The sequence below is a fragment of the Parabacteroides sp. Marseille-P3160 genome (assembly GCF_900162725.1).
GTDB lineage: Bacteria > Bacteroidota > Bacteroidia > Bacteroidales > Tannerellaceae > Marseille-P3160.
In genome coordinates this window covers 760207-782552 of sequence record NZ_LT799418.1, presented here as the reverse complement: position 1 = coordinate 782552, position 22346 = coordinate 760207, and the positions used below count along the sequence as shown (strand labels likewise).

The following is a 22346-nucleotide window of genomic DNA, read 5'->3' as shown; positions in this document are numbered from 1 at the left end:
GGGCACTTGTCGGCATTTTTCTTAAAGGTTAACAAAAATGGTCATTCATAGGCATCTTGTTTTTTAGGTTATTATTTTATGTAAATTACGGTATCATCGGCATCTCTTTCAAAGGTGTATTTTGCATCGCTTTGTAATAACCTCAGTGCATAATCGATCCCGTCAGAGATACGGAATTTACCGCTGCATTCATAATCTGATATCTTTTTATTCTCTATAACAATCCGAATGCCATAGCATTTTTCAAAACGTCTCATCAACTCTTTGAAGTTTGTGTTTTTAAAGCAGATCAATCCATCTCGCCAACGATAGAGATCATAATCCTCAATAGGCATAGACGACATTTCTCCCTTTTTATTCATCTCCACCCGATGATTCGGGGATAGTAAGACAAAGTCCTCAGGATGATTGTTATTGATCATTTTGACAGAACCCTCCAGTAATGCCGTGCAAAGATCATCCGAATCGGCATAGGCTTCGACATTAAATTTCGTGCCGAAGACTTCAATGTTACAGCGTTCCGTATGTACAATAAATTTTTGATCTTTCGCCTTCGTTACGTCAAAGAAAGCTTCGCCATTTAGGTAGACCTCCCTTAAATCTCCGGAAAAAGAAGATGGATAAGAGAAAACCGTACGGGAGTTTAGCCACACTTGGGTGCCATCTGACAAGACGAGGTTAACCCTTTGACCCGCAGGAACCGAGATGGAATTCATCGCCAGGTTTATGTCTTTCTGATCTTTAGTGAGGAAATAGATCCCTGAGAGAAATGCGATTACGACAATGGCTGCAACCCTTATCAGCGTATGGAGTTTTATTGATAGCGTGTTTTTTGTTTTTACCATTGGGTTCGGAATATCCACCCACTGGATGATGTCGTATAACTCTCTTTGCTTCAGAAAAGATTCTTTGTTTCGTTGATCGGCCTCGACCCATCTTCGAACTTCGGAAAGCTGCTCTTTTGAAGCATTTCCTTTGAAATAGTTATATAATATATTCTGATCCATTTTTCCCGTTTCTGTATATAAGGCAAATGAACGTCCGGGTACCCTAATGGAAAAGTGATTTTTTTTATAAACGACCGTAGAAGAATTCGAATACAGGTAGTAACAGGGGGAGATAATCTTTCAATGCAATTCGTAGAACACCCAAGGCTTTGCTCATATGGAACTCAATGCTTTTTGTCGTCAGATTCATCGTTTCGGCTATTTCTTTATACGATTTTTCGTCAGAGCGGCTCATCATAAAGATGCGGCGTGTCTTTTCCGGCAATGTCTCAAGCGCTTTATCAAATAGTTGTTGAATCTCTTCAGAGAAAAGAGACTGTGGATCACATGCCTCTAACGAAGAAATACGCATTTGGAGATCCCATTCTTTATCTGATAAGATTTTTTCCGATAAATCATCCCAGGTACATTGCCTTTGCAGATAGTTCAGGCATTTATGTTTTATTACCGTCAATAGATACATGGGAACATTTTCCACTGTTGATAGGTTTTCTCTGTTTTCCCAATAATATAACAGACTGTCCATTACTAGATCTTCCGCTGCCTCAGTGTCGTGGACATAAGATTGTGCAAAGCGGATATAGCGTTGTTTATATTTTACCAAAATTTGGTTGAAAAATAGGTCTGTTTGTTTTTCCAAAATAGAATAGGCTTTTATTAGTTTTCCTGTTATGTAGCAAATATAAATATTCCCTGGCGATTCCGGTTAGTGCAAATATATGAAATCAATGGTTTTTTCAAGCATCCTTAAAACCTCTAATAACTTATCAAGTTTCTTTGGTTGATTTTATACGCTTTAAAAAGAGATTCAAGATTGCTTATGCGTTGCCAAACATTGAATAGTTACAAAAGCATAATGCTATTAATAAAAACGTCATGCATTAACTTACATGTTCATAATAAGATATAATTTTGCTTATTACGAACTTTAAATAAGGCTAATATGAAAAATCTTAATCTAATTTGGACAATGATCCTGTTAGTAATGGCAGGGTGCGGACAAAGGCAAGCAGGCAACGATGATTTCATAACAGTTGATGTCACTAAGACCGATTATCCCAAAAAGGAACTGATCCTCCAGGACTTTATGGATGTGGAGTATGTTCCGTTAGAGACGAAAGAGGGTTTTTATAACCGAGGGGTTGTGAATTTTGTCGGTGAAAAATTTATATTGGTTACAAACTCTCGGAATGGTGATATTTTTATTTATGGTAGGGATGGAAAAGCCATACAAAAGATAAACCGTAAAGGTCAAGGCCCCGAAGAGTATATAAGCATTAATGCTGGCATTATATTAGATGAAGATAATAATGAAATTCTATCCAATGATCTTTTTAATAGAAGAATCCTTGTCTATGACTTACGAGGAAATTTTAAGCGAAGTTTTAAACAAAAGGTCGCTACTGACCATGAAGAATTTTATACCAACATTTTTAATTATGATAAAGGAAATCTGATTTGCTACAATGAATACAATGAAAAGATACCATTTCTCATCGTATCTAAACAGGATGGAAGCATTACAAAGGAAATTGAAATCCCATATGAAAAGAAAAAATTTCTGCGACAAATCAAGGACGGGGAAACTCCCGGTTCGGCAACCGTTGTTTTTCCCGGCCGTCATCGTTCAATGATTCCACATAAAGGAAACTGGATATTGATAGAACTATCGTCTGATACGGTATATACGATGTTGCCGGATTATAGTTTGCATCCGTTTCTCGTAAGGTCTCCGTCCATTCAATCCATGGATCCGGAAATATTCCTGACTCTTCATCTTATTTCTGACTCTTATCTTTTTATGGAAGCCACTAAAAATGAATATAACTGGGAGACAAGAAATGGTTTTCCGAAAACTTACATGATGTATGACAGACAGGAAAAGGCGATGCGAAATTATACTATTTTCAATGGAGATTATTCTATAAAAAAAGAAATGTATATGAGTGCGACAACCCCTGTCAATCACGAAATCGAATCATGGTACCCATTAGAAGCTTACAAGCTTGTTGAATCTTACAATAAAGGGGAGTTGAAAGGAAAACTAAAAGAAATTGCCGCAACATTGAACGAAGAATCCAATCCGGTGATTATGTTGATAAAACATAAGAAATAGATCTGCTTTTAGTTTATTATCCATCTTGGAATCTATACATCATTCTGTTAGTGAATTGACAAATTCCTCAAATCGCAAAATCTTTGCACTATTTGCTTTATTGAAAAGCAGGTGTTCAAAATCTTTTTGTTTCTTTTTCAAATCAACCTTCCACAAGTTCCATGTGGATCCTATTTTTTTCATTTTAATATGGTTTAGAGGTTAATTAATGTTTAAATTTGGAGAAACCAAGGAAACTGTGTTTTATTGTGGTATTATACTGTTCCTTTTTGTTTAATTCCACTGTTAGTTTTTGCGGTTTGTTCTTTTTTCAATCTCTTTGATTGACGTAGCCGAAGAAATGTTCAAGATTCCGATCCGAAAAAAAGCTGGCACCAAACGGTAAAAAGGATGCACAAGGAGCAAGCCATTTATAAAGTGACTCGTCTTTGCGTACTGTTTGGTGTAAGCAGACAGTCTTATTATCAACATCATGAAGTAAATTTTGAATGTCTTGTATATTAGAATATGTCCTAATATTTGGAAACTTATGCCGTCCAATGAATTTAGTTTTTCATGATCCGTAAATTGTACTTGAAGGTAATTAGGAAATAACCTTGCAGGAGCTGGGTGTGCCGTTCGTAAAAACCATCGGCCATGGAATTGCGTTCGTAATTTTTCTGGTCGGCCAGGATGTCGATCCAGTTGATGGATAACTCCGCCTGCTTCTTCTTCAGGAATCTCCAGAGGGCGCTAACGTTCCACAAGATTTCGTCGTTGTCATTTCCTTGCAGGTTAGTCCCGTTCCGGAAATGATAAGAAGCATCGGAACGAATGGACAGTCCGAATGGGAAATTTCCGTATCCCTCCAACCGGAAGGAGTAATTACGGGTATGGGTACGGCTGTCGGTCAGCGAATTAACCGATTGCTGAAAGAAATTGTTGGACGAAAAGTAAAGTCCTCCCCAGCGGGGTTGGTAGCCGAGCTGCGCGTTTCCTCCCAGGTTGGAACTGCGGGTGCGGCTTCGCTCGGGAATGGCCGAACGGTTTTCATTGACCAGGCTGACGTTATTGGAATAACCCCCCCTTCCGTTCAATTGGAAGGAGAAAAGCCCTTTCCGTTTATTCCAGAGGAGAAAGGTGTTCAGGTTCCAGTTTCCGTTGATGTTGACGGGGTAGGTTTCCCGGCCTCCGGTCTGCTCATTGTATAAGACGGCCTGTGTGATACTGTTTTGTACGGTTCCCCATCCGATATTCGCCATCCATCCTTTGACGGGGTTATGCAGGTTTAATTGAAGATTATGATTGAACGACTGCTTCAGGCCGGTGTTTCCCCGGGTGATATAGAGCGGGTCGCTATTGTCGGTCAACGGGATGAGGGCCGACAAAGAAGGCTGGCTGGTGCCTCCGTTGTAATTCAGGCTGAGGCGGCTGTCTTTCTTGCGCCATTCTGCGCGCGCCGAAGGACGGAGGTCACAGGTTTGTAAAGTCGTGTCTGCTTGCAATTTACCTATTCTACGGTCGATCGTTCTCTGTTCAGGGGCGGCTGAAAAACCGAAATTCAGGTTCCACGTCCGGTCGTTATAATTGAGGCGGAGCCCGAGAGTATGCCCCTGGGTGCGGCTGCTGCTCCGGTTGCTCAGGCTGTCTGTATATCCTTCGGTATAACCGGCAGGGAGTTTCCCGTATTCGACCGCCTCGTCTCCGGCAAAAACCGAAAGGTCGTACGTATCCCGGTAATCCTGTTCTTTCCGCGTGTTCCACTGATAAGAAAACTGGAGTCTTGTCTTTTCGCCCAGCGGTTGTGTGAAGGCAAGCCGGGCGCCCCATGAATGGTTGTTCTGAGGGGATCGCTGATACTGGTTGCGGTGTAATACGGAGTCGTTCCCGGCTGCATCAGGCAGTTGGAAGTAAGTTGTGCGGGAGACCGAAAAATTATGCCCCGTTCCGGTCGTATTCGAATGCGTCAGCGAAAGGCTGAGGTTACTCCCTTTTTCGTTCAGGCGGCGGGTGAAATTGGCCGACCCATTATAGTACTGCATGCGGTTGGTGTTCGATACGCGATTGTCGTTGTTGTTTAAACGGATGCTGTCCGGTATTTTTTCCAGATCCGGGTCGAAGGCGGTCAGATCGATGCCGGGCGGAGCGTTAAAGGTTGCGTTCACGCTGTTATTCTCGCTTTCATTCCGGTTCAGTCCCATATTGCTGAAAAAGTTAAACTGCGTTTGTTTGTCGATTTCCCAGACTGCGTTGAGATTAGACAGGAACGATTTCATTTCCTGGCGTGTCCCTCCGGAAGAGAAAGAATACTGGTTGCCGCTGCTGAGGTATTGTTCGTGATAGGTGGAGGAGACGCCGCCGTTGCGGTTGAGGTTCTGCTGGATATTTCCGTTCAGGCTGAACGAGGAGCCGAACTTACGGGTGAAATTGACGCCGAGGGAACGGTTGAGGTTATCCTTATAGGTCGTGTTTTGGTTTGTATTCGAGGAGCGTAACATAAGGGATAAATTCTCTCCGCCTTTCCGAAAGAAATTGAACTGCCCTTCCAACTCCTTTTTGCGATAATTGCCATATCCTGCGCTGGCTGAGGCAAGGAGCGTCTTGTTGAACTCTTCTTTCGTCTGCAGGTCGAGTACAAAATTCTCCGCCCCGTCGTCCATCCCTGTCGCCCGTTCGGTTTCGGAGCGTTTATTGTACACTTTGATTTTGCCGATAAAGTCGGCAGGCAGGTTTTCCAGTGCGATTCGGTGGTTGCCGGAGAAGAAAGATTCGCCGTTTACATTGATCTCCCGTATCGGCGTACCGTTATAGCTCAGCGACTGTGTCTTCTCATCATATTCCAACCCGGGAATGCGTTTCACCAGATCCTGCAAATAAGAGCCCTCGGGCGTAGGGTAGGCGTCGGCATTGATGATAGTCGTGTCTCCCTCCATCTTCACCTCGGGAATTTGTGCGGTAACAATTGTTTCCTTCAGGTTGATGCCTGTTTCGTTCAATTGGATCGTACCCAACCGGAGGACTGACGCCGTGTCGTTCAATGCGCGATAAGCCGTCTCCATACCAAGAGAAGAGAATTTCAACAAGTAGTTTTTCCCTTTTTGTACTGGAAATTGCACCCTGAAGTTCCCTTTCTCGTCGGTCGCCGCTCCCTTCACAAACGAAGAATCTTTTTTCTCCAGGATGACAACGTTGGCGTAAGGCAAGTCTTTTCCCGCCTTTTTCCCGTTTTCCACAGTCTGTATCTTACCGGTAATAGTCCTGATTTGCTGGGCAAGCAGTGCGGAAGGGAAAAAGAATAAGAGCAAAAATAAAAACCAGGTATTTATATGCTTCATTTCTTTTTAAGGAATTAAAGGAATGGGCTCTATTCCGTATATTCTTCTATAGCCATTACCCTAGTAGTCCTGGCAATAACGTGCTAAGTTGCAAATTTATTTTCTGTTAAGGAAGGAATGGCTGGAATAAAATTCCTCCACGGGTATGCACTTTTCTGTAAATTTCCCTATTCCGCGGAATAATCGGACGGATTCGATTGTATATTTATAGGGATTCAGGTCTTTTTTTTACCTTGATGTGCCTGGTGGCCCACCAAGGTTGGTCACCAGTCACACCATGGTGGGCCTGCAGGCCCACCATGGTGTGATAAAAAAGCCAATAGAGAGAAAAAACGATTTCAGTACGGCATGAAACTCTTTTCATGCTGCCAACCTTAAATAATAACTACTATAAGGAGAACTATTTTTCCCAAATCCTTTTTTACTCCTGATTTTTGCCATTGGAACAAATGTTCATCGGTTTCTTCTGCTAACTTTAATTCATAACTCATACACCTAACACGTTTCTAATTTTTTCGAGCAGCTCAACGATTTCTTTAACTTTTTTAGTCATAAACAATTAATTTGCTTTTTTTTCGTTATATAATAAATTTAATTGGCAGGAAGGAATCCGGTCGGTTCATAAAGGCTCAAATAATATTTATTTCATACTGAATCATTCACCTATAAATACGATTATATGAAAAGGTTAATTTCTTTTTTGCCGGAGATGTTCTTTCTTGCAGGTTCCGGTTTTATATTTTTAATGGATCTTATTAAAGACCGATCTATCTCTTATCCCGCATTGGCAATAATCGCATTGATAATAACCCTGCTACTATGGAAAAACAAGATATACGCCTTGTTTTTATCCTACATTTCCGTGGCCTTTTGCTTATTTATGTTTTTGGCTTTATGGTCGGAACTAAGTGAATTTACCGCTCTTTCCGCCGGATTCTGGGAAATGCTAATAGTGGGGCATCTGTTATTACTTTCCATAATTGTATCAACTGTTTTCATACTGATCAAATACATCAAACAACGTTTTTGAAGGTTGTCATTTAAATATTCTACAACCACAGTTATATCATCAATATCGCTATCCTATACAAAATAGCCGTTTCGGTCGATGTGCAAAGATTATACGAGTTTGCCAAACCGGTATTGAATGAACGGGAAACAACCGTGTTAAATCAGGAACACTCTGTTTTATGGCAGGATTTAGTTAAGATAAGCTCCTCTCCGGGAGGAAAACGGCCGAAAGCGGTTCTTGCTTTAAATAAGTAACCATAAAAGAAGGTGCTAATACTCGTTTGCCAGCCAATCGGCAAAGAAATAATCGTACACCCGGTAGGCATCTCCTTCCTGCGTTACTAAACCTGTCTTTAGCAATGGTTTGAGCGCCGACTGCACGGAACTGGCCGAGGGTAAATTATATTTTTTGATAAATGCCGACGAGGTAACCCCTCTCGCATCCCCCTCTTTAGCTATGGCTTGAAGCACCAGTTTCTGCTTGGGAGCAAGTCGTGAAAGCAAGTCTTTGTAACTGCCTTCCTGCGTTTGGATAACGTTCTTCCAGGCAGTATCTAACTTTGAAGTATCACAGCATTCATCCTTTGCCGTGAGCGCAAAGAGTTCATTCATTATCATTTGTACAAACCAGGTGCAGCCATTAAATTGCTGGTAGACTTTTTCAACAAGAATGGGTTCGACTTGCTTTCCCCGTTCTTCAAACAGGCGGATGGCAAAGGTTGTATAAATCTCCATCGGTATCGGTTCTAATCCCATGCTGATGGCACTCTGATAAAATGGCTTGGAAGAAGAATTGAATAGGTTACTCATCAGATGTTGCTTACTGCCGGAGAAGATAAACATGGTTTGTTTGCATTGCTGGATTTTTGTACGTAGCAAAGCTTCCACATTCTTTTCCTCATAACTGCCTATCTGCTGGAACTCGTCGATCGCCACAAGGCAAGGCTTGTCGGCAGCTTCGAGGTACTCGAAAATTTCATCGAGTGTGGTTTGAGGTGCCCGGATATCTCCCAAGCCTATATCGAAACTTGGCTCTCCCGTCATCGTATCCAATTTAAAGCCAACACGCAAAGAGCGGATAATTTGAAAAAATCGTTCCGTCCAAACGGTTCTCTTTGGTTTCAGCTCATCATAAATGGCTTTGCCTAATAGATAGGCAAACTCGGCTAACGAGGTCGTAGCATAAATATCGACAAAGAAAGTATGATAGTATTCTCTAAATTGCTCTTGGTTGAAGCAATGCTGAATCAATCCTGTTTTCCCCATGCGTCGTGGAGAAATGAGAGCAACATTGCGTCCGTTCTTGATTTGTTTTATCAAAAACTCCGTTTCCTTTTGGCGGTCACAGAAAAACCTATCTGAAACATACCTGCCGACTACAAAAGGGTTAAGTATATTTGCCGTTTCCATACTGTTTTGCTTTTATTGCAAATATAATAATTATATTTACAATAATCTCTCTTCATCCAGCAAGAACTCATAGATGTTCATAGATTGCATACAAAATCAACTTCTAATTGCTTTCACTGGCTGTACTTCGTCAAGAAGGATATAATACATTTGGCTATCCACCATTTTGCCATCAATATATTCCAAGACTGCATCCGGATCACGCAAAGTTTTATTGCGTCTGTCCTCTAAATCAATCGGTTTCAGCCGTTCGGCTGTCGACTGCTTGAACTCCTGTAAGCTATGTTTCCCATTTCTTCAAACAAAGCGATCCTCCATCCGGAAGAAATCAGGCATTTTACACTTGCTTTCAAGGGTCTTTCCATCAATAATATATTTTATCGATATAACGTTTTATATTTAAAACAAAATAGTTATTTTTGCATAGAATATAAAACATTATGAAAGGTTATAAAACGATATTATTGCCCAAACTGACTACTATTCTAGCCGGGTTAGGCGAGAATATCAAATTTGCCCGGTTGCGCAGAAAATTAACAGCGGAGCAAGTTGCTGAGCGGGCAGGAATTTCACGTTCCACGCTTTGGCAGGTGGAAAAAGGTTTGCCAAGTGTATCTATGGGGACGTACGCGCAAGTATTGTTTGTATTAGGACTGGAGAATGATTTGTCGGAAGTTGGAAAAGATGATGTGTTAGGACGTAAACTTCAGGATGCCGAATTGGTTGTTGGAAGACGTGCGCCTAAGAAATAGACGGCTATGGAAACAGCACAAAAAAGAATATACGTTTATGCCGATTGGTTAGGATTGGAAAATCCGGAACAGATGGGAATTCTTTCTTCTGAATTATTGAGGGGCAAAGAGATTTTCTCCTTCGAATACGATAAAGATTGGCTAAAAAATCGTCACACACAGCTTCTTGACCCTGATTTAGGCTTTTATTCGGGTGTGCAATATTTGAGAGACGAGAAATCAAACTTTGGCTTGTTCTTAGATTCTTCCCCTGACCGTTGGGGACGTGTATTGATGAAGCGCAGAGAAGCGATTCTGGCTAAAACGGAAGGGCGCCCCGTAAATAAACTATACGAATCTGATTTTTTACTGGGAGTATATGATATGCATCGTATGGGTGCACTCCGTTTCAAGCTGAATCCTAAAGGCGATTTTTTGGATAACAACAAAGGTCTTTCCGCACCACCTTGGATTTCCATTCGTGAATTGGAACACGCAAGCTTGGAATTGGAACGTAATTTAGAAAAAGACAATCCTATCCTGTTGAAATGGTTAAATATATTAATGGCTCCCGGTTCTTCATTAGGTGGCGCAAGACCAAAAGCAAGCGTTCAGCATACAGATGGCTCATTGTGGATAGCAAAATTCCCCAGCGTAAATGACGAGACCGATATGGGGGCTTGGGAAATGGTTGTAAATGAATTAGCTCAAAAATCGGGAATAAACATTGCCATGGCAAATATCAAGCGTTTCAACAGTAAACATCACACATTTTTGACTAAACGTTTCGATAGAATTATAGAGGGAAAAAGAATACATTTCTCATCGGCGATGACATTGCTTGGATATACCGATGGAGCGGATTGTTCAGCGGGTGTTAGTTATCTTGAAATAGTGGAGTATATTATTCAGAATGCTGCAAATGCAAAAGAAGATTTGCAAGAATTGTTCAGAAGAATTGTCTTTTCGATTGCAGTGAGTAATACTGACGACCATTTACGCAATCACGGCTTTATTTTAACCAATAAGGGATGGATATTATCACCGGCTTATGACATCAATCCCAACCCGTATGGCGCAGGACTAAAATTAAATATTTCGGAGGAGGATAATTCGTTGGATTTTGATTTAGCCCTGCAAGTAGCTCCATATTTCAGACTGAAAGGAGAGGAAGCCAAGCAGATTATCGGGCAAATAAAATTAGTTGTTTCCGATTGGAGACAAACTGCCAACAAGTACAAGATATCGAGTTCAGAGCAATTGATGATGGAGCCGGCGTTCAGATATTGACTCTATTTCCCTCATTATGCGACCAATTATTAAAATGAAAGTGAATCATTAATTTGTCCCATTGCGTTGAAAAGCTGTTCTGAGTTTAGCTTGGAGTTAAATGATTGATAACCTGTTACATATTCAGATAGATAAACTCTTTCCCCAAATTTGTGAAAAGCGCTCTTTTGCCGACAAAGCGGGGTAGTTTGTTATTCCTTTCAATGGAAAGGCAAATGATTGTTCCCTGCATGCCTTATTTATGCCGTAAAATAATTGAATAAGAATTGAGTTCGGATTTATCGTAGTTTTTCCTTTTTTATTGGTTATTTGGGAAAGAATTACATTCACCTAAAATCTGAATAAAATGTTTGACCGGAAACTATTATGTCTTGCCTTTCTTTGCCTCTTCCTATGCTTTTCCTGCAACCGATTAGATATTCCATCCATGGGGAATATCTCCGACTTTCTGGATCAAAAGTTTAATTCCGAAGAAGGAGAACCTATGAAAAACGTATAAAAAGCGATTCCGGAGCTATATTAACTTTTATTTATTTTGCTCACTGATAAAGAGATATCCTTTTCTAATACATAAAAAAGCGATATAACTCCGATAGGCTATTTTATAAGAGAAATATAAAATATAACTTTGGTACTAAGAACTTTAAATCAAATCAAAATGAAAAAACGACCTCTTTTCGTAACAATAATTGTTACAAGTTTCATGCTTTTCTCAACAGGCTGCGGGACGGCGCCTGCTGGAGATGGTTCCGTCATCGTAACTGAGAGTGAGGGTAATTCCCTGACTGTATGTAATTTCAACAATGTGAAAGATACCGTTACGCTGAATTTAAGCGATTTGGTGCAAGATTTCAAGATTGTACGCTTTGAAAATAAAGATGAAGCCTATTTTAAACCTGCACTGCCGATCATCACCGATAAATATATCGGTATCCGCCAAAGTAACCGGCCTTTTCTGCTGTTCGACCATACGGGAAAATTGATTTGTAAAGTGGGAAGTATAGGAGGAGGTCCCGGTGAATATACGTCCCTTTATGATGAAGCCATACAAGACCAGCCAGGGAAAGTGTATTTGTCTCCTTTTGCCAATTCCCGAAAGGTTTTAGAATACAATACCGACGGTAGTTTTGTGGGGGAGATTATCGTAAAAGCCAATCTCAACAAACCCAAAATAGACGTTTCCGACAATGGGGACATTACCTTGGTCCACATGCCTTTTAGTACCGACGAAGATCCGTTTCTCGCTTTGCAATACGACAAAGACGGCCATTTGAAAAGCGAGTTGAAACCTTCCGGCGGCCTTCTGGTACAGGCGATGGATCCTACCTATGGTTTCGTAGGATTCAATAACGAAGTTTTCTCCTATCGGAATACGCCCGATTTCAGTTTTATGATTACTTCATGTGACACCCTGTTCCATTACGACAAAGAAAAAAATAAAGCGTATCCGAAATTCACAATGAATTTTGGCAGGGGAGAGGAAATTCCCGGACATATTTATAGCGAAATTGCGAACTACTACCTGACTGTAGTTTTCGGGAAAGGTGTAATTTATGTAGACAAGAAGAAAAACACGTCGGACTATATAAAAATAGTAAATGACTTTTTCGGACATATGGATGCGCCCACGTTCAATTTCAATAAAGGCTGGTTCTACCAAATGTTTGAGCCGTCGTCTCTTGTCGAAAAAATCGAAGAGCGGCTTGCTAAAAGCGATTGTTCGGCCAAAGACCGCAAGCAATTGGAAGAGATGATGAGCTCGTTAGACGAAAACGATAATAACGTGCTGTTTATAGCCAAACTAAAGTGACTCTATACTGTGGATAAGAAAATCCGGAAAACGTCAGGAAAATTAAAACTAAAGGATGCAGTTCTTATGAATGAGAACGAAATAAAAAATGATTACAGGCGGATATGGTGGTGGTGATACCTGTCCTTCTGGGGATGGGAGTAAAATAAAGGCTTGTGAAGGTAAACAATATAATGACAAATGTTGTATTAAATATCTATGGTAGAAAGTGCATTCAAACACCTTATACATCTAGTTCGTTGTATTGTTCTGATGTAAGGTAAACCTAAATAAAGTATATTTAGCCCTAAGAAATAAATTTCTATAGTTCAATATACTTTTCCTATATGGTCAAAAAATAAAAAACATGAATAGATATTTTTATAGGAGGATTCTGACTATTGCGACTTTGCTAGCCTTTGTTTCATTGGATCTTTTACCCAGTTCAGCCGTAAAAAAAGCGACACTGCCTGATCCGCAAATCAAAATGGAAATTGCTAAATTGTCTGGGAAAATCATTCATATGGACCCGGACACTTTGAATGAGAAACCAGTCATTACTTTGATGTTTCCTAATCCGGTAACAGCTGAAATCAAAGAATTTAAAACCGAGTTGAGAAAAGATGGTACGTTTAATTTCGAAGTTCCGATTGTTTGTAACATTCTCATAGGTAGCATTAGTTCCAATATTTTCGAATCTCCGATTTTAATCGGTTTGGAGATTGGTAAAGAAACAAAAATTGAATTTGTTCACACCGAAATAGGTCCTATAAAAGCAAGGATGAAATCTGGTATAGGTTTAACAGTCGATAATCCGTCTCGATTCAACGAAGTTATGCAAATGATGCATAATCCTATTCCGGAGCGTTATAAATTAAAATTATATAAGTTGACTCCGGCAGAATATGCTCAGGAATGCTGGAAGTTGCCCATGAAGGATTGACAATAACAAATGACTGATGCAATAGGTACAGATTGGGAAATCCTATTAAAGAATAATATAGGTTTCTTTCAATTGTATGAAAGGAGTCGTTTCTAGTAAATTTTATTCATATCATGTAAGAATTGAGCAAGAATTGAATTCGGATTTTATCGTAGTTTTTCCTTTTTTATTGGTTAATTTGGCAAGAATTACATTCACCTAAAATCTGAATAAAATGTTTGACCGGAAACTATTATGCCTTGCCCTTCTTTTCCTCTTCCTAAGCTTTTCCTGCAACCGGGAACCGCAGGAGACCGATGATTTACCGGATCATCTCCTGGCGTTTGCTTGCCATAGAGACTATACACATTATTTGGCCTCCGTTTTAGCAGAAAACAGTCTGAAGGCCGTTCTGGAAATCCGGGAGAAAAACGATCCCAAATGGTTGCAAAGCGAGAATATCCGGCTGGTGTTCCAACGAAAGCGATTACTTTTCTATTCTTTTTTCTTACTTTCCGTCACTCTTCTTCTTGCACTGGTTTATTACAAAAAATGCATTCAAAGTAAAAAGAAAGAACGGGAAGCCGAACAAAAGATCAACCGTCTGATGGAGATGGCTAAGAGCTTTGATGAGAAAGAAAGATCTTTCCATAACACCCTGCTTCATCATTTTGGGATTTTAAAGAAAGCCGCCCTCTTGGAAAAACAGATAAAGAAGGAAAAAGAGAAAAGAAATGGAGATCAGAATATAACTAAATTGTTTAATGAAATCGCATATGGCCGGGAAGAGTTGGATTGGAACATTCTCTATCATTCCATGAATGAATTGCAATACCATCTTTTTGATCGTTTGCGTGAAGTTTACCCCGCATTGGATGAAACGGAGTTCTGTATCTGTTGCCTGACCTACATGAAATTTCATAGCGACGAGATCGGGATCATTATGGAGTTAAGCTTGAATACCGTCCAGATGAAGCGTTCCTCTATCCGGAAGAAATTAGGTATTCCACCCATGGGAAATATTTCCGACTTTCTGTACCAAAAGTTTAATTCCCGAGGAACTAAGTCCGAAGATTCCATATAAAAAGCTATATCAGACCTATATTAACTTTTATTTATTCTGTTTATTCATAAACAGATAGCCGTTTTTTATGTAAAAAAAACTATATGGCAGCTATAGCCTATTTTTCAAGAAAAAGAGAAGAGATAAATTTGAAAACAAGCTCTTAAATCAACTGGATATGAAAAAAATCATCTTTTTAGTTTGTGTGGCCATTGGCTGCTCACTTTATTCAACTATTGCAACATTTGCTGAAAATCCCTCAGTCAAGGAATGCAACGACACCGAAAAGGAAATCGAATTGGAAGGAAGTCTGGCTTCCGCTAGAACCCGGTCCTTGTTCTCACCCATAAAATTAGTCCAGAACTCTATCCAATTGGATGCTTCTTTTTTAGGAAACTTAGGTGCGATTCAGATTATTATCATTGATTTTTCTGGAAATCCGGCGTTTAAAAAAGTGTTAAAGCTTCCGTAAGATCAAAAGCATATGAAAAATCCTAAAATATCAGTGGTAATGCCTGTCTATAATGCCGAAAAACATCTTCGAGAGTCTATTGACAGTGTTCTTGAACAAACGTTTAGCGACTTTGAACTTATTATTGTAAATGATGGCTCTACCGATAGTAGCCTAGAAATTTTAAAAAGCTATCAGGATCCGAGGATTAAGATTCTGAATAATAAGCATTCCTTTATTGATTCTTTAAATAAAGGTGTATCTGCCGCTAATGGAGAATATATTGCCAGAATGGATTCAGATGATATAATGTTTCCTTATAGATTACAAGAGCAAGTGGCATTTTTAATAGACAACCCCATTCTAGATATTTGTGGAGGTTGGATGGAAACCTTTGGTGATTATGAGACTGTGGTGAAAACTTTTGAAAATCATTCGGATATTGTTCGTGCTGCGATTTTTTATAATCCGATGTGTCATCCGACAATAATGATGAAAGGTGCGTTAAAAAAACTATTTCCTTATGCAAATGGAATCTATGGAGTATATAAGAAAGGTTATTCTTGCGCAGAAGATTATAAATTATGGATAGACTTAATAAGTAAAGGCCTTCTCTTTGGAAATATACCTAAAGTCGTTTTAAAATATCGCCTTTCTAATATGCAGGTGACATCGGTAAATAAAAAGAAAATGTTCGAAAGTTCAATTAAGATACAGGTGGAGTACATTGAACTTATTATGGAGAAAATCATAGCAGAGGACAGCTCATATTATAATCTGCTGAATACAACTATTTGTTTGTTGAACGAAAATAAAATTTCGTTTGAACAGCTAAAGAAAATTGTAGAAACTACTGCGGAAGAAATGCAGATCAGTTTTGTAAAAGAGAGAAGATCGTTGCAAGCTTATTAGCTGATTTGGCGTGAGGGTGAATAACTTATTTTTAAGAGAAGTGTAATGTAAGATAACATTAAAATGTCAGCCGATAATAAAATCGTACAAAGCTTATGGATCGGAAATCATTTATCCGTAATGGAGTTACTATGTATAAATTCTTATATAAAAAATGGCCATGAATTTCATTTGTATGTTTATGACCGTCAAATCTCCATTCCGCAGTATGCGGTATTGTATGATGCAAATGAGATAATTCCGGAGGAAAATATTTTCCTTGACTCAAGGGGAAGTGTTGCAAGTTTTGCTGACTGGTTCAGATATAAACTCCTTTATGAAAAGGGAGGATGGTGGGTAGATATGGATACCGTTTGCCTTAAACCATTTGCCTTTGAAAAAGCGTATTGTTTTGCGCAAGAAGAAGTCGGTTCTTTATCTATTATAAATATAGGGTATATAAAGTCTCCTATGCGTGCTGATTATTTAGAAGATTGCCTGAATTCCATTAATGAATACCCTTCGAAAGCAGGGATCGCATGGGGGACGTTCGGACTTTCCCTTATTCGTGAAGTTCTTTCTCTCTATGACTTTGAGCCGTATCTGCAGAAACCAGCCGTTTTCTGTCCGATACCCTATTATCAATTAGATAAACTCATTAATGATATATCTCCTATTATCTCTGAAGAAGCATACGCGGTCCATTTGTGGAATGAGATGTGGAGATTAAATGATTTGAATAAAGATGGTGTTTATTCCAGGCATAGCTTATATGAATGGTTGAAAGATCTCTATTTGCATTAATGGGATTGAATAGGATAATTATTATTGTGGATCAGATGGATCGGCTATTGCTGGCCGGTCAAATGCCGAGATTCTTTGGTCTTATTATAAAATATTTTGATGTGTAACAAAGGTGAGTTTAAATTTATAGAGTATGAAATGGTTGACAGTCATTATTCCTTTTCTAAATGAAGGCGATGAGGTAGGAAATACATTAGAGAGTATAAAGGCATTCTCGAATGATGATGTGGAAATTATTCTTATCAACGACGCCTCTACCGATCAGTATGATTATGCCTCCGTTGCCGCTCGATTCGGAGCCGTTTACCTGGAGAATACGGAGCGGCTCGGAGTTGCCGCGTCCCGTGATTTAGGAGTGGAACTTTCACGGACGCCCTTTTTTCTCTTGTTAGATGCACATATGAGATTTTACCATACGGGTTGGGTGGACGAAATCATACGGGAATTAAAGTACGACAGTAAACTTTTGCTTTGTTGCCAGACAAAGGCTTTGCATCTCAAAGACGGGAAGCTGATTGAAGATGCCAAAAGGCCTGTGTCTTACGGTGCCTACATTGGTTTGGATAAATCGTTGGATGCCGAATGGATTTGGGATAAGAACGAGTTCCCAAATGTACCGGAGGATGGCATTCCTTGCGTCTTGGGAGCCGCCTATGCATCAAGTAAGGAATATTGGCAATACCTTAAGGGGTTAGACGGATTGATCTCTTATGGTAGCGACGAAGTGTATATTAGCCTGAAAGTCTGGCTTGAAGGAGGGCGTTGTAAATTGCTTGAAGATATTGAGGTCGGACATATCTACAGAAAGGAATTCCCTTATCAGGTGGAAACGATACATACCACCTATAACAAGTTGTTGATAGCGGAAACTCTACTGCCTTTGGAACTCAAAAAGCAATTGTTCCGCAAACTTAAGTCCAGTTGGAAAGAAATCTATGGGGATGCTTACGCTTTGTTTTATAAAAATGCCGGTTCTATGGAGCGATTGAAGCAGTACTACCAACAGATTTTCACCAAAGATTTTGACTTTGTATTACAGTTGAACAGGAACAAGGACCAGATTCGGTTGTCGTCCGAAGAAAAAGAAAAACGGTTGAGACAAATAGCCCGACATATTGCTTTACATAGTTGTTCAACTGCCGATATAGGCCTTTTTTACGGAAGAATGGGACATCTTCTCTTTTTGTATCATTATGCCAAGTATGCCGGAGATGTGGTTTCGGAAGAGTTGGCGGGTTATTTGTTGGATGATTTGTGTAAAAATCTGAATACCTCTCTTCCTGTGAATATGGAAAGCGGTTATTGCGGCATTGCCTGGGGAATTGCCTATTTGATGCGACATGGATTTGTGGAGGGCGATCCGGATGAGGTATTGGAAGATCTTGATAAAAAAATAATGGAACGGGATCCGAAACGAATTTCCGATTGGACGTTTGACCGGGGATTGGCGGGGATCTTATTCTATGTATCTACCCGTTTGATGTTTGCCGAAGAAAACAACCGGAAATCTTATTTTGATCCGGAATATCTCACCGGTTTAGCGGATAAGGTCCGTGAGGTTTTGTCTTTACCGGACTTTACAAAACAGGATGACGCGGACATCCTTTTGGAATATTCCGCTTATATCCTGCGGAATCAGCTGGTACTCCATCCGATCGGGTTATCCGATTTTATTTGTGTAAGGATTCCGGCAGAAGAGGAATTGGAAAGAATGCCTTCAGGGTTATTAAACGGAAGCGCCGGTATGGGACTCAACATGCTCTTTTTTTGTAAATAAATTAAAGTAAAGCTACCATGAAAAAGGGAAATATACTGTTTTGTGACAGGGAACTGATTGTGGAAGAATCGAATAAGGTTACCTGTCTTTATTATTATGATATCCTTGATGTCGTGGCGGAAGCTCCTTATACCACTATTACAACCATAAAAAACAAAAAAGTATATTTGGAGACTCCTTTGTCTCAAATAGCCAAAAGACTTCCCTCTGTCTTTTTCCAATGTAATCGTTCCGTCATTGTTAATCTTATTTACGTTTCCTTGTATGAAAAAGAAGGCTCTTTTTTTGTTTTGCATGCGGCATTGGGGAAAAAGTATATAATATCTTCCAGGAAAAAGAATGTCTTCCGGGAACGGTTACATTACGTAAAAACTCATTTTTTCCGGTGTGAAGCATGTTTGTCCTGCCGGAATGCCGTATTCTGTGAGAAATTTAACACTTAAATTCTATTCAACATATAAAACAGCCACATTCAACAAATTGCCTATAAAATAGTGATGGCAAGCATTTATTTTTTAATAAATTCAAGGTGTTATTGTCTATTGCAATAATATAACTTAAAATATAATAGATATGAAGAAGCTTGGGAAATTAAAATTGCATGATCTTAGCAAAGCTGAGATGGGAAAAAGAGAACAAAATGTTATTAAAGGAGGAAGATGTATCTGTAACTGTAGATATGCTGGTACTCAGTCTGACCCAACTGATAGTTATTATGGGGGAGCTCCTACTGAAAATAACTTTCTTGCTAATGGGGGCTATTAATTTAGATAAAAGAAAAGCTTTGTCACCGTTAGATAGAGTGATAAAAGCTTTTCTCTTTTATTTCTTAGTATATTCGTAAATGTTTACAATCTGGATATTATAAAGATTTGACAACTACTTACCTCCCATTATATCTTACTCAAATAAAGTTCTTATAAAATTATATTTATGAAATATCTACATATTTATTTAGAGAATGGTGTTTTATTATTTTGTATTTGTTTAATTTTTAACAGTTGTAATAAATCTCAAAATTCAAATAAAGCAGCTATTCCATTTATTGAAAATAGTTCAAATAAATTTCAAAATGAAATATTGAAAATTGATTTGAAAAAATCTTATCCCCCAAAAGAAATAGATTTAAAGAATATCGCTGATATCGAATTTATTCCGTTGGAAACCAAAGCGGATTTCTTATGTGACGAAAAAGGGCGTGTATTTGCTGTGACCGACGATAAAATTTTCTTTCATAATTGGAAAGAGGGAACTGTTTTTATTTTTAGCAGAAAGGGAAAAGCACTAACGAAATTCAATAGAAAAGGAGGTGGGGGTGAAGAATATATCGGTATCTCCCAAGCGGTTTTGGACCATGAGAATAAAGAGCTATATATTAACGACATGTGGAAAAAGAAGATTTTTGTTTATGACTTTGTCGGGAAATATAAACGAAGTTTTCGCCATCATCCCGGAAGTTTATATTCTAAAATAGCAAGTTTTAATGATAGCACAATGATTTGTTACGACCGGGGGGAAGAAAGTAGAGCAGGGAAAGCCTCTCCTTTTATAATTGTATCAAAAAAGACCGGGAAGAAAATAAGAGATATTATTATCCCTTTTGATAAAAGACTGGAGGTCGAAATAATTAAGAAAAGCGAGGACATATGGATAGGAGAATCCACCCCTGTATTTCCAATAATCAAAACAGAGGACGGCTTTCTGCTAAATGAGGTATCATCCGATACCCTCTATAAACTTAAGCCAAATTATGAACTTCAGGCAGTGGTTACAAGGACTCCTCCGGTGCAAACGATGGACCCTACGGTTTTTCTTCTGTCGGACATTGAAACAAATCGCTATCTTTTCGTGGATGTTGTTACAAAAAAATATGATTGGAAAACTAATATCGGATTCCCAAGAGTGCATTTAGGTTATGACTATAAAGACTGCAAGGTGTATGAATATAAGATTTGTTATGAATCTCCCGATCAAATCATTGATTTTAATTTGTTTCCTAAAATCGAACGGGAATGTTATATTAATAAAAACACATTCGTTGGAACGATTCAGTCATATTTACTTAAAAAGATGAAAGATAATGATGAATTACAGGGACAACTTAAACAGATTGCTCAAAATATAAAAGAAGATGACAATCCGGTATTGATGTTGATCAAATTTAAAGAATAAAGGACACACGAAACAATTTTCCGATATAAATCGAATGACGAAATAACTAATTAAAAAACAATCAGTATCTCTGACAGTTAAGAACTTTAATCCGATTAAACATGAAAAGAATCGCCATCTTACTTTGTGTAGCCATTGGAGTTTCACTATGCTTAAGCGCTTGCCATCGATCCGCTAAGCCAACCGATAAAAACCATACTGGGAAAGATACTCTTTTACAGGAAGGAAGCTATAGCAAAAACAGCCTTATCGAAGTGGACGTGACTAAAAAATATTCGGTTAAGAAAATCCGGTTGCAAGACATTGCCGATGTGGAGTATATTCCCTTGGAAACAAATCGCGAATTTATAGCAGATGGGCAAATTTGTTTTGCCGGGGATAAAAATATAATCATTTCAAATAATGCGGGGGAAGGTTCCATTCTAATTTTCGACCGACAGGGAAAGGCTGTCAAGAAGATAAATCGGAAAGGACAGGGGCCGGAAGAGTATTTCTCGATGGGGAGTGTCACCTTTGACAGTGAAAAGGGGGAGTTGTATGTCAATAATATGTTTGCCAAAAAGATTTCGGTATATGATATGGAGGGTAATTATAAACGAAGCTTTTATCATTTGCCGGGAGAACAGTACAGCTTTTTCTCTGTTTTTAACGATAAGGAGTTAATTGTTCCCTGCAGAGGACAGAAAGCAAATGAATCTTGTCTGTTACTATCGAAAAGCGACGGGCAAAAGACAAGGACGGTTTACATTCCGTATAAGGAGAAACAATCATTGGCCTTTACAATGGAACGGGAAGATGGGGCCTTTGGCACCATGCTCACAGTCGCGTTTCCCCTGATTCATAGAGGAGCTGATATTATAGTCAATGAGATCTCTTCCGACACGATCTTCCGGTTTACAAAAGATTCTGGTTTGGTCCCTTTGCTTACCCGTACTCCTTCAGTACTTGAGACAACACCTTTCATCGCGTTAATGGTCACTTTGGAGACAGAGCATTATTTGTTTATGCAAACAATCAGGAAAGAATGGGATAAAAAAATGAATACTGCTTTTCCCCGTACTTTTTTAATGGCGGATAAGCGTACGGGTGAAATAGGGGAATATACTTTGTTTAATGATGACTATCCCGATGTTCCTATTGTTTTCGACGGATTAGCAAATGCCGTTTTCTTGAACAAAAACCAATCTTTTGTTACTTTACGGGCTTCCCGGTTAAAAGAAACTCTTGAGAAGGGGGCCCTAAAAAATGAATTAAAAGAAATAGCCGCCAATCTGAAGGAGGATGATAATGATGTCGTTATGTTTCTGAAGTTTAAAAACTAATCAATATGTTTTCAGAGATAAATAAAAAATGTCTTGCATAATATCGTAAATCTAAGGCCGTTGGTTTTCGAGGTTACAGATGCTTGCAATCTCAGATATAAATATTGCGGTTACTATGAAATATATAAGGGGTATGATATAAGAGAAGGAATATTTGACCCCGTGGAAATTCAGCTATTTGCGAGGATTTTAACATTTAAAACTCGTTCAACATACTAAATCGCTATGTTCAACATATTTTATACAAAATGATGATTTTCTCAATTTTGCTTTTAA

General features: G+C 39.0%; 21 protein-coding genes. 15 read left to right on the top strand and 6 right to left on the bottom strand.

Going from position 1 to position 22346, the window contains the following annotated elements; genetic code table 11:
• Nucleotides 1–71: 71 nt before the first annotated feature.
• Both BQ8014_RS03230 and BQ8014_RS03225 read right to left on the bottom strand, forming a co-directional pair.
• Nucleotides 72–1007: a FecR family protein gene (locus BQ8014_RS03230; RefSeq protein ID WP_080903106.1), complete on the bottom strand. Its 936-nt coding sequence runs from the start codon at nucleotides 1005–1007 to the stop codon at nucleotides 72–74.
• A gap of 64 nt (nucleotides 1008–1071) precedes the next feature.
• Nucleotides 1072–1647 (bottom strand): RNA polymerase sigma-70 factor, encoded by a 576-nt coding sequence (locus BQ8014_RS03225; protein WP_080903105.1) that lies wholly within the window; start codon nucleotides 1645–1647, stop codon nucleotides 1072–1074.
• 303 nt (nucleotides 1648–1950) lie between these two features.
• Between BQ8014_RS03225 and BQ8014_RS03220 the strand changes: the two genes are divergently transcribed.
• Nucleotides 1951–3123 carry a 6-bladed beta-propeller gene (locus BQ8014_RS03220; RefSeq protein ID WP_080903104.1) on the top strand — a complete coding sequence of 391 codons (1173 nt, stop codon included), beginning with the start codon at nucleotides 1951–1953 and terminating at the stop codon, nucleotides 3121–3123.
• A 39-nt stretch (nucleotides 3124–3162) separates the two neighbouring features.
• On the opposite strand, the gene BQ8014_RS19315 is transcribed toward BQ8014_RS03220, so the two are convergent.
• Nucleotides 3163–3306, bottom strand: coding sequence for a hypothetical protein (locus BQ8014_RS19315; RefSeq protein WP_160150020.1), 144 nt, complete (start codon nucleotides 3304–3306; stop codon nucleotides 3163–3165).
• 362 nt (nucleotides 3307–3668) lie between these two features.
• Nucleotides 3669–6437, bottom strand: coding sequence for an outer membrane beta-barrel protein (locus BQ8014_RS03215; RefSeq protein WP_080903103.1), 2769 nt, complete (start codon nucleotides 6435–6437; stop codon nucleotides 3669–3671).
• 679 nt (nucleotides 6438–7116) lie between these two features.
• Here BQ8014_RS03215 and BQ8014_RS03210 point away from each other — a divergent pair.
• Nucleotides 7117–7467, top strand: coding sequence for a hypothetical protein (locus tag BQ8014_RS03210; protein WP_080903102.1), 351 nt, complete (start codon nucleotides 7117–7119; stop codon nucleotides 7465–7467).
• A 251-nt stretch (nucleotides 7468–7718) separates the two neighbouring features.
• Here the strand turns inward: BQ8014_RS03210 and BQ8014_RS03205 are convergent, their stop codons facing one another.
• Both BQ8014_RS03205 and BQ8014_RS19850 read right to left on the bottom strand, forming a co-directional pair.
• On the bottom strand, nucleotides 7719–8858 hold the full coding sequence (locus BQ8014_RS03205; protein ID WP_080903101.1) for an AAA family ATPase: 1140 nt from the start codon (nucleotides 8856–8858) through the stop codon (nucleotides 7719–7721).
• Nucleotides 8859–9100: 242 nt separating this feature from the next.
• The gene (locus tag BQ8014_RS19850) at nucleotides 9101–9223 is read right to left on the bottom strand and encodes a hypothetical protein (protein ID WP_255376295.1); all 123 of its coding nucleotides are present in this window, start codon (nucleotides 9221–9223) and stop codon (nucleotides 9101–9103) included.
• Between the two features lie 75 nt (nucleotides 9224–9298).
• On the opposite strand from BQ8014_RS19850, the gene BQ8014_RS03200 reads away from it, so the two are divergent.
• From BQ8014_RS03200 to BQ8014_RS03140, 13 genes are all read left to right on the top strand, one after another.
• Entirely contained in the window at nucleotides 9299–9610 is a 312-nt protein-coding gene (locus BQ8014_RS03200) for a helix-turn-helix domain-containing protein (RefSeq protein WP_080903100.1), read from the top strand.
• Nucleotides 9611–9616: 6 nt separating this feature from the next.
• Nucleotides 9617–10879: a type II toxin-antitoxin system HipA family toxin gene (locus tag BQ8014_RS03195; protein WP_080903099.1), complete on the top strand. Its 1263-nt coding sequence runs from the start codon at nucleotides 9617–9619 to the stop codon at nucleotides 10877–10879.
• 658 nt (nucleotides 10880–11537) lie between these two features.
• Nucleotides 11538–12689 carry a 6-bladed beta-propeller gene (locus BQ8014_RS03190; RefSeq protein WP_080903098.1) on the top strand — a complete coding sequence of 384 codons (1152 nt, stop codon included), beginning with the start codon at nucleotides 11538–11540 and terminating at the stop codon, nucleotides 12687–12689.
• Nucleotides 12690–13035: 346 nt separating this feature from the next.
• Nucleotides 13036–13611 carry a hypothetical protein gene (locus BQ8014_RS03185; RefSeq protein ID WP_080903097.1) on the top strand — a complete coding sequence of 192 codons (576 nt, stop codon included), beginning with the start codon at nucleotides 13036–13038 and terminating at the stop codon, nucleotides 13609–13611.
• A gap of 214 nt (nucleotides 13612–13825) precedes the next feature.
• Nucleotides 13826–14674, top strand: coding sequence for a helix-turn-helix transcriptional regulator (locus BQ8014_RS03180; protein ID WP_080903096.1), 849 nt, complete (start codon nucleotides 13826–13828; stop codon nucleotides 14672–14674).
• Nucleotides 14675–14831: 157 nt separating this feature from the next.
• A complete protein-coding gene (locus BQ8014_RS03175; RefSeq protein WP_080903095.1) occupies nucleotides 14832–15125 on the top strand; it encodes a hypothetical protein in 294 nt (97 codons plus the stop codon).
• A 12-nt stretch (nucleotides 15126–15137) separates the two neighbouring features.
• A complete protein-coding gene (locus BQ8014_RS03170; protein WP_080903094.1) occupies nucleotides 15138–16016 on the top strand; it encodes a glycosyltransferase family 2 protein in 879 nt (292 codons plus the stop codon).
• 63 nt (nucleotides 16017–16079) lie between these two features.
• Nucleotides 16080–16799: a glycosyltransferase gene (locus BQ8014_RS03165; RefSeq protein ID WP_080903093.1), complete on the top strand. Its 720-nt coding sequence runs from the start codon at nucleotides 16080–16082 to the stop codon at nucleotides 16797–16799.
• Nucleotides 16800–16932: 133 nt separating this feature from the next.
• Entirely contained in the window at nucleotides 16933–18576 is a 1644-nt protein-coding gene (locus tag BQ8014_RS03160; RefSeq protein ID WP_080903092.1) for a glycosyltransferase, read from the top strand.
• A gap of 17 nt (nucleotides 18577–18593) precedes the next feature.
• Nucleotides 18594–19019: a LytTR family DNA-binding domain-containing protein gene (locus BQ8014_RS03155; RefSeq protein WP_080903091.1), complete on the top strand. Its 426-nt coding sequence runs from the start codon at nucleotides 18594–18596 to the stop codon at nucleotides 19017–19019.
• Between the two features lie 130 nt (nucleotides 19020–19149).
• A complete protein-coding gene (locus BQ8014_RS03150; RefSeq protein WP_080903090.1) occupies nucleotides 19150–19341 on the top strand; it encodes a TIGR04149 family rSAM-modified RiPP in 192 nt (63 codons plus the stop codon).
• A 168-nt stretch (nucleotides 19342–19509) separates the two neighbouring features.
• Complete coding sequence (locus tag BQ8014_RS03145; protein ID WP_080903089.1) at nucleotides 19510–20748, top strand: 6-bladed beta-propeller; 1239 nt, start codon at nucleotides 19510–19512, stop codon at nucleotides 20746–20748.
• Between the two features lie 101 nt (nucleotides 20749–20849).
• Nucleotides 20850–22070 carry a 6-bladed beta-propeller gene (locus tag BQ8014_RS03140; RefSeq protein ID WP_080903088.1) on the top strand — a complete coding sequence of 407 codons (1221 nt, stop codon included), beginning with the start codon at nucleotides 20850–20852 and terminating at the stop codon, nucleotides 22068–22070.
• The last annotated feature ends 276 nt before the right edge of the window (nucleotides 22071–22346 follow it).

Excerpts from the sequence above, each read along its gene's own strand:
- BQ8014_RS03190 (WP_080903098.1), top strand. The coding sequence starts at position 11,538 with ATGAAAAAACGACCTCTTTTCGTAACAATAATTGTTACAAGTTTCATG.
- BQ8014_RS03200 (WP_080903100.1), top strand. The coding sequence starts at position 9,299 with ATGAAAGGTTATAAAACGATATTATTGCCCAAACTGACTACTATTCTA.
- BQ8014_RS03185 (WP_080903097.1), top strand. The coding sequence starts at position 13,036 with ATGAATAGATATTTTTATAGGAGGATTCTGACTATTGCGACTTTGCTA.
- BQ8014_RS03220 (WP_080903104.1), top strand. The coding sequence starts at position 1,951 with ATGAAAAATCTTAATCTAATTTGGACAATGATCCTGTTAGTAATGGCA.
- BQ8014_RS03170 (WP_080903094.1), top strand. The coding sequence starts at position 15,138 with ATGAAAAATCCTAAAATATCAGTGGTAATGCCTGTCTATAATGCCGAA.
- BQ8014_RS03215 (WP_080903103.1), bottom strand. The coding sequence starts at position 6,437 with ATGAAGCATATAAATACCTGGTTTTTATTTTTGCTCTTATTCTTTTTC.
- BQ8014_RS03205 (WP_080903101.1), bottom strand. The coding sequence starts at position 8,858 with ATGGAAACGGCAAATATACTTAACCCTTTTGTAGTCGGCAGGTATGTT.
- BQ8014_RS03160 (WP_080903092.1), top strand. The coding sequence starts at position 16,933 with ATGAAATGGTTGACAGTCATTATTCCTTTTCTAAATGAAGGCGATGAG.
- BQ8014_RS03140 (WP_080903088.1), top strand. The coding sequence starts at position 20,850 with ATGAAAAGAATCGCCATCTTACTTTGTGTAGCCATTGGAGTTTCACTA.
- BQ8014_RS03195 (WP_080903099.1), top strand. The coding sequence starts at position 9,617 with ATGGAAACAGCACAAAAAAGAATATACGTTTATGCCGATTGGTTAGGA.
- BQ8014_RS03210 (WP_080903102.1), top strand. The coding sequence starts at position 7,117 with ATGAAAAGGTTAATTTCTTTTTTGCCGGAGATGTTCTTTCTTGCAGGT.
- BQ8014_RS03165 (WP_080903093.1), top strand. The coding sequence starts at position 16,080 with ATGTCAGCCGATAATAAAATCGTACAAAGCTTATGGATCGGAAATCAT.
- BQ8014_RS03155 (WP_080903091.1), top strand. The coding sequence starts at position 18,594 with ATGAAAAAGGGAAATATACTGTTTTGTGACAGGGAACTGATTGTGGAA.
- BQ8014_RS19315 (WP_160150020.1), bottom strand. The coding sequence starts at position 3,306 with ATGAAAAAAATAGGATCCACATGGAACTTGTGGAAGGTTGATTTGAAA.
- BQ8014_RS03175 (WP_080903095.1), top strand. The coding sequence starts at position 14,832 with ATGAAAAAAATCATCTTTTTAGTTTGTGTGGCCATTGGCTGCTCACTT.
- BQ8014_RS03150 (WP_080903090.1), top strand. The coding sequence starts at position 19,150 with ATGAAGAAGCTTGGGAAATTAAAATTGCATGATCTTAGCAAAGCTGAG.
- BQ8014_RS03230 (WP_080903106.1), bottom strand. The coding sequence starts at position 1,007 with ATGGATCAGAATATATTATATAACTATTTCAAAGGAAATGCTTCAAAA.
- BQ8014_RS19850 (WP_255376295.1), bottom strand. The coding sequence starts at position 9,223 with ATGGAAAGACCCTTGAAAGCAAGTGTAAAATGCCTGATTTCTTCCGGA.
- BQ8014_RS03180 (WP_080903096.1), top strand. The coding sequence starts at position 13,826 with ATGTTTGACCGGAAACTATTATGCCTTGCCCTTCTTTTCCTCTTCCTA.
- BQ8014_RS03145 (WP_080903089.1), top strand. The coding sequence starts at position 19,510 with ATGAAATATCTACATATTTATTTAGAGAATGGTGTTTTATTATTTTGT.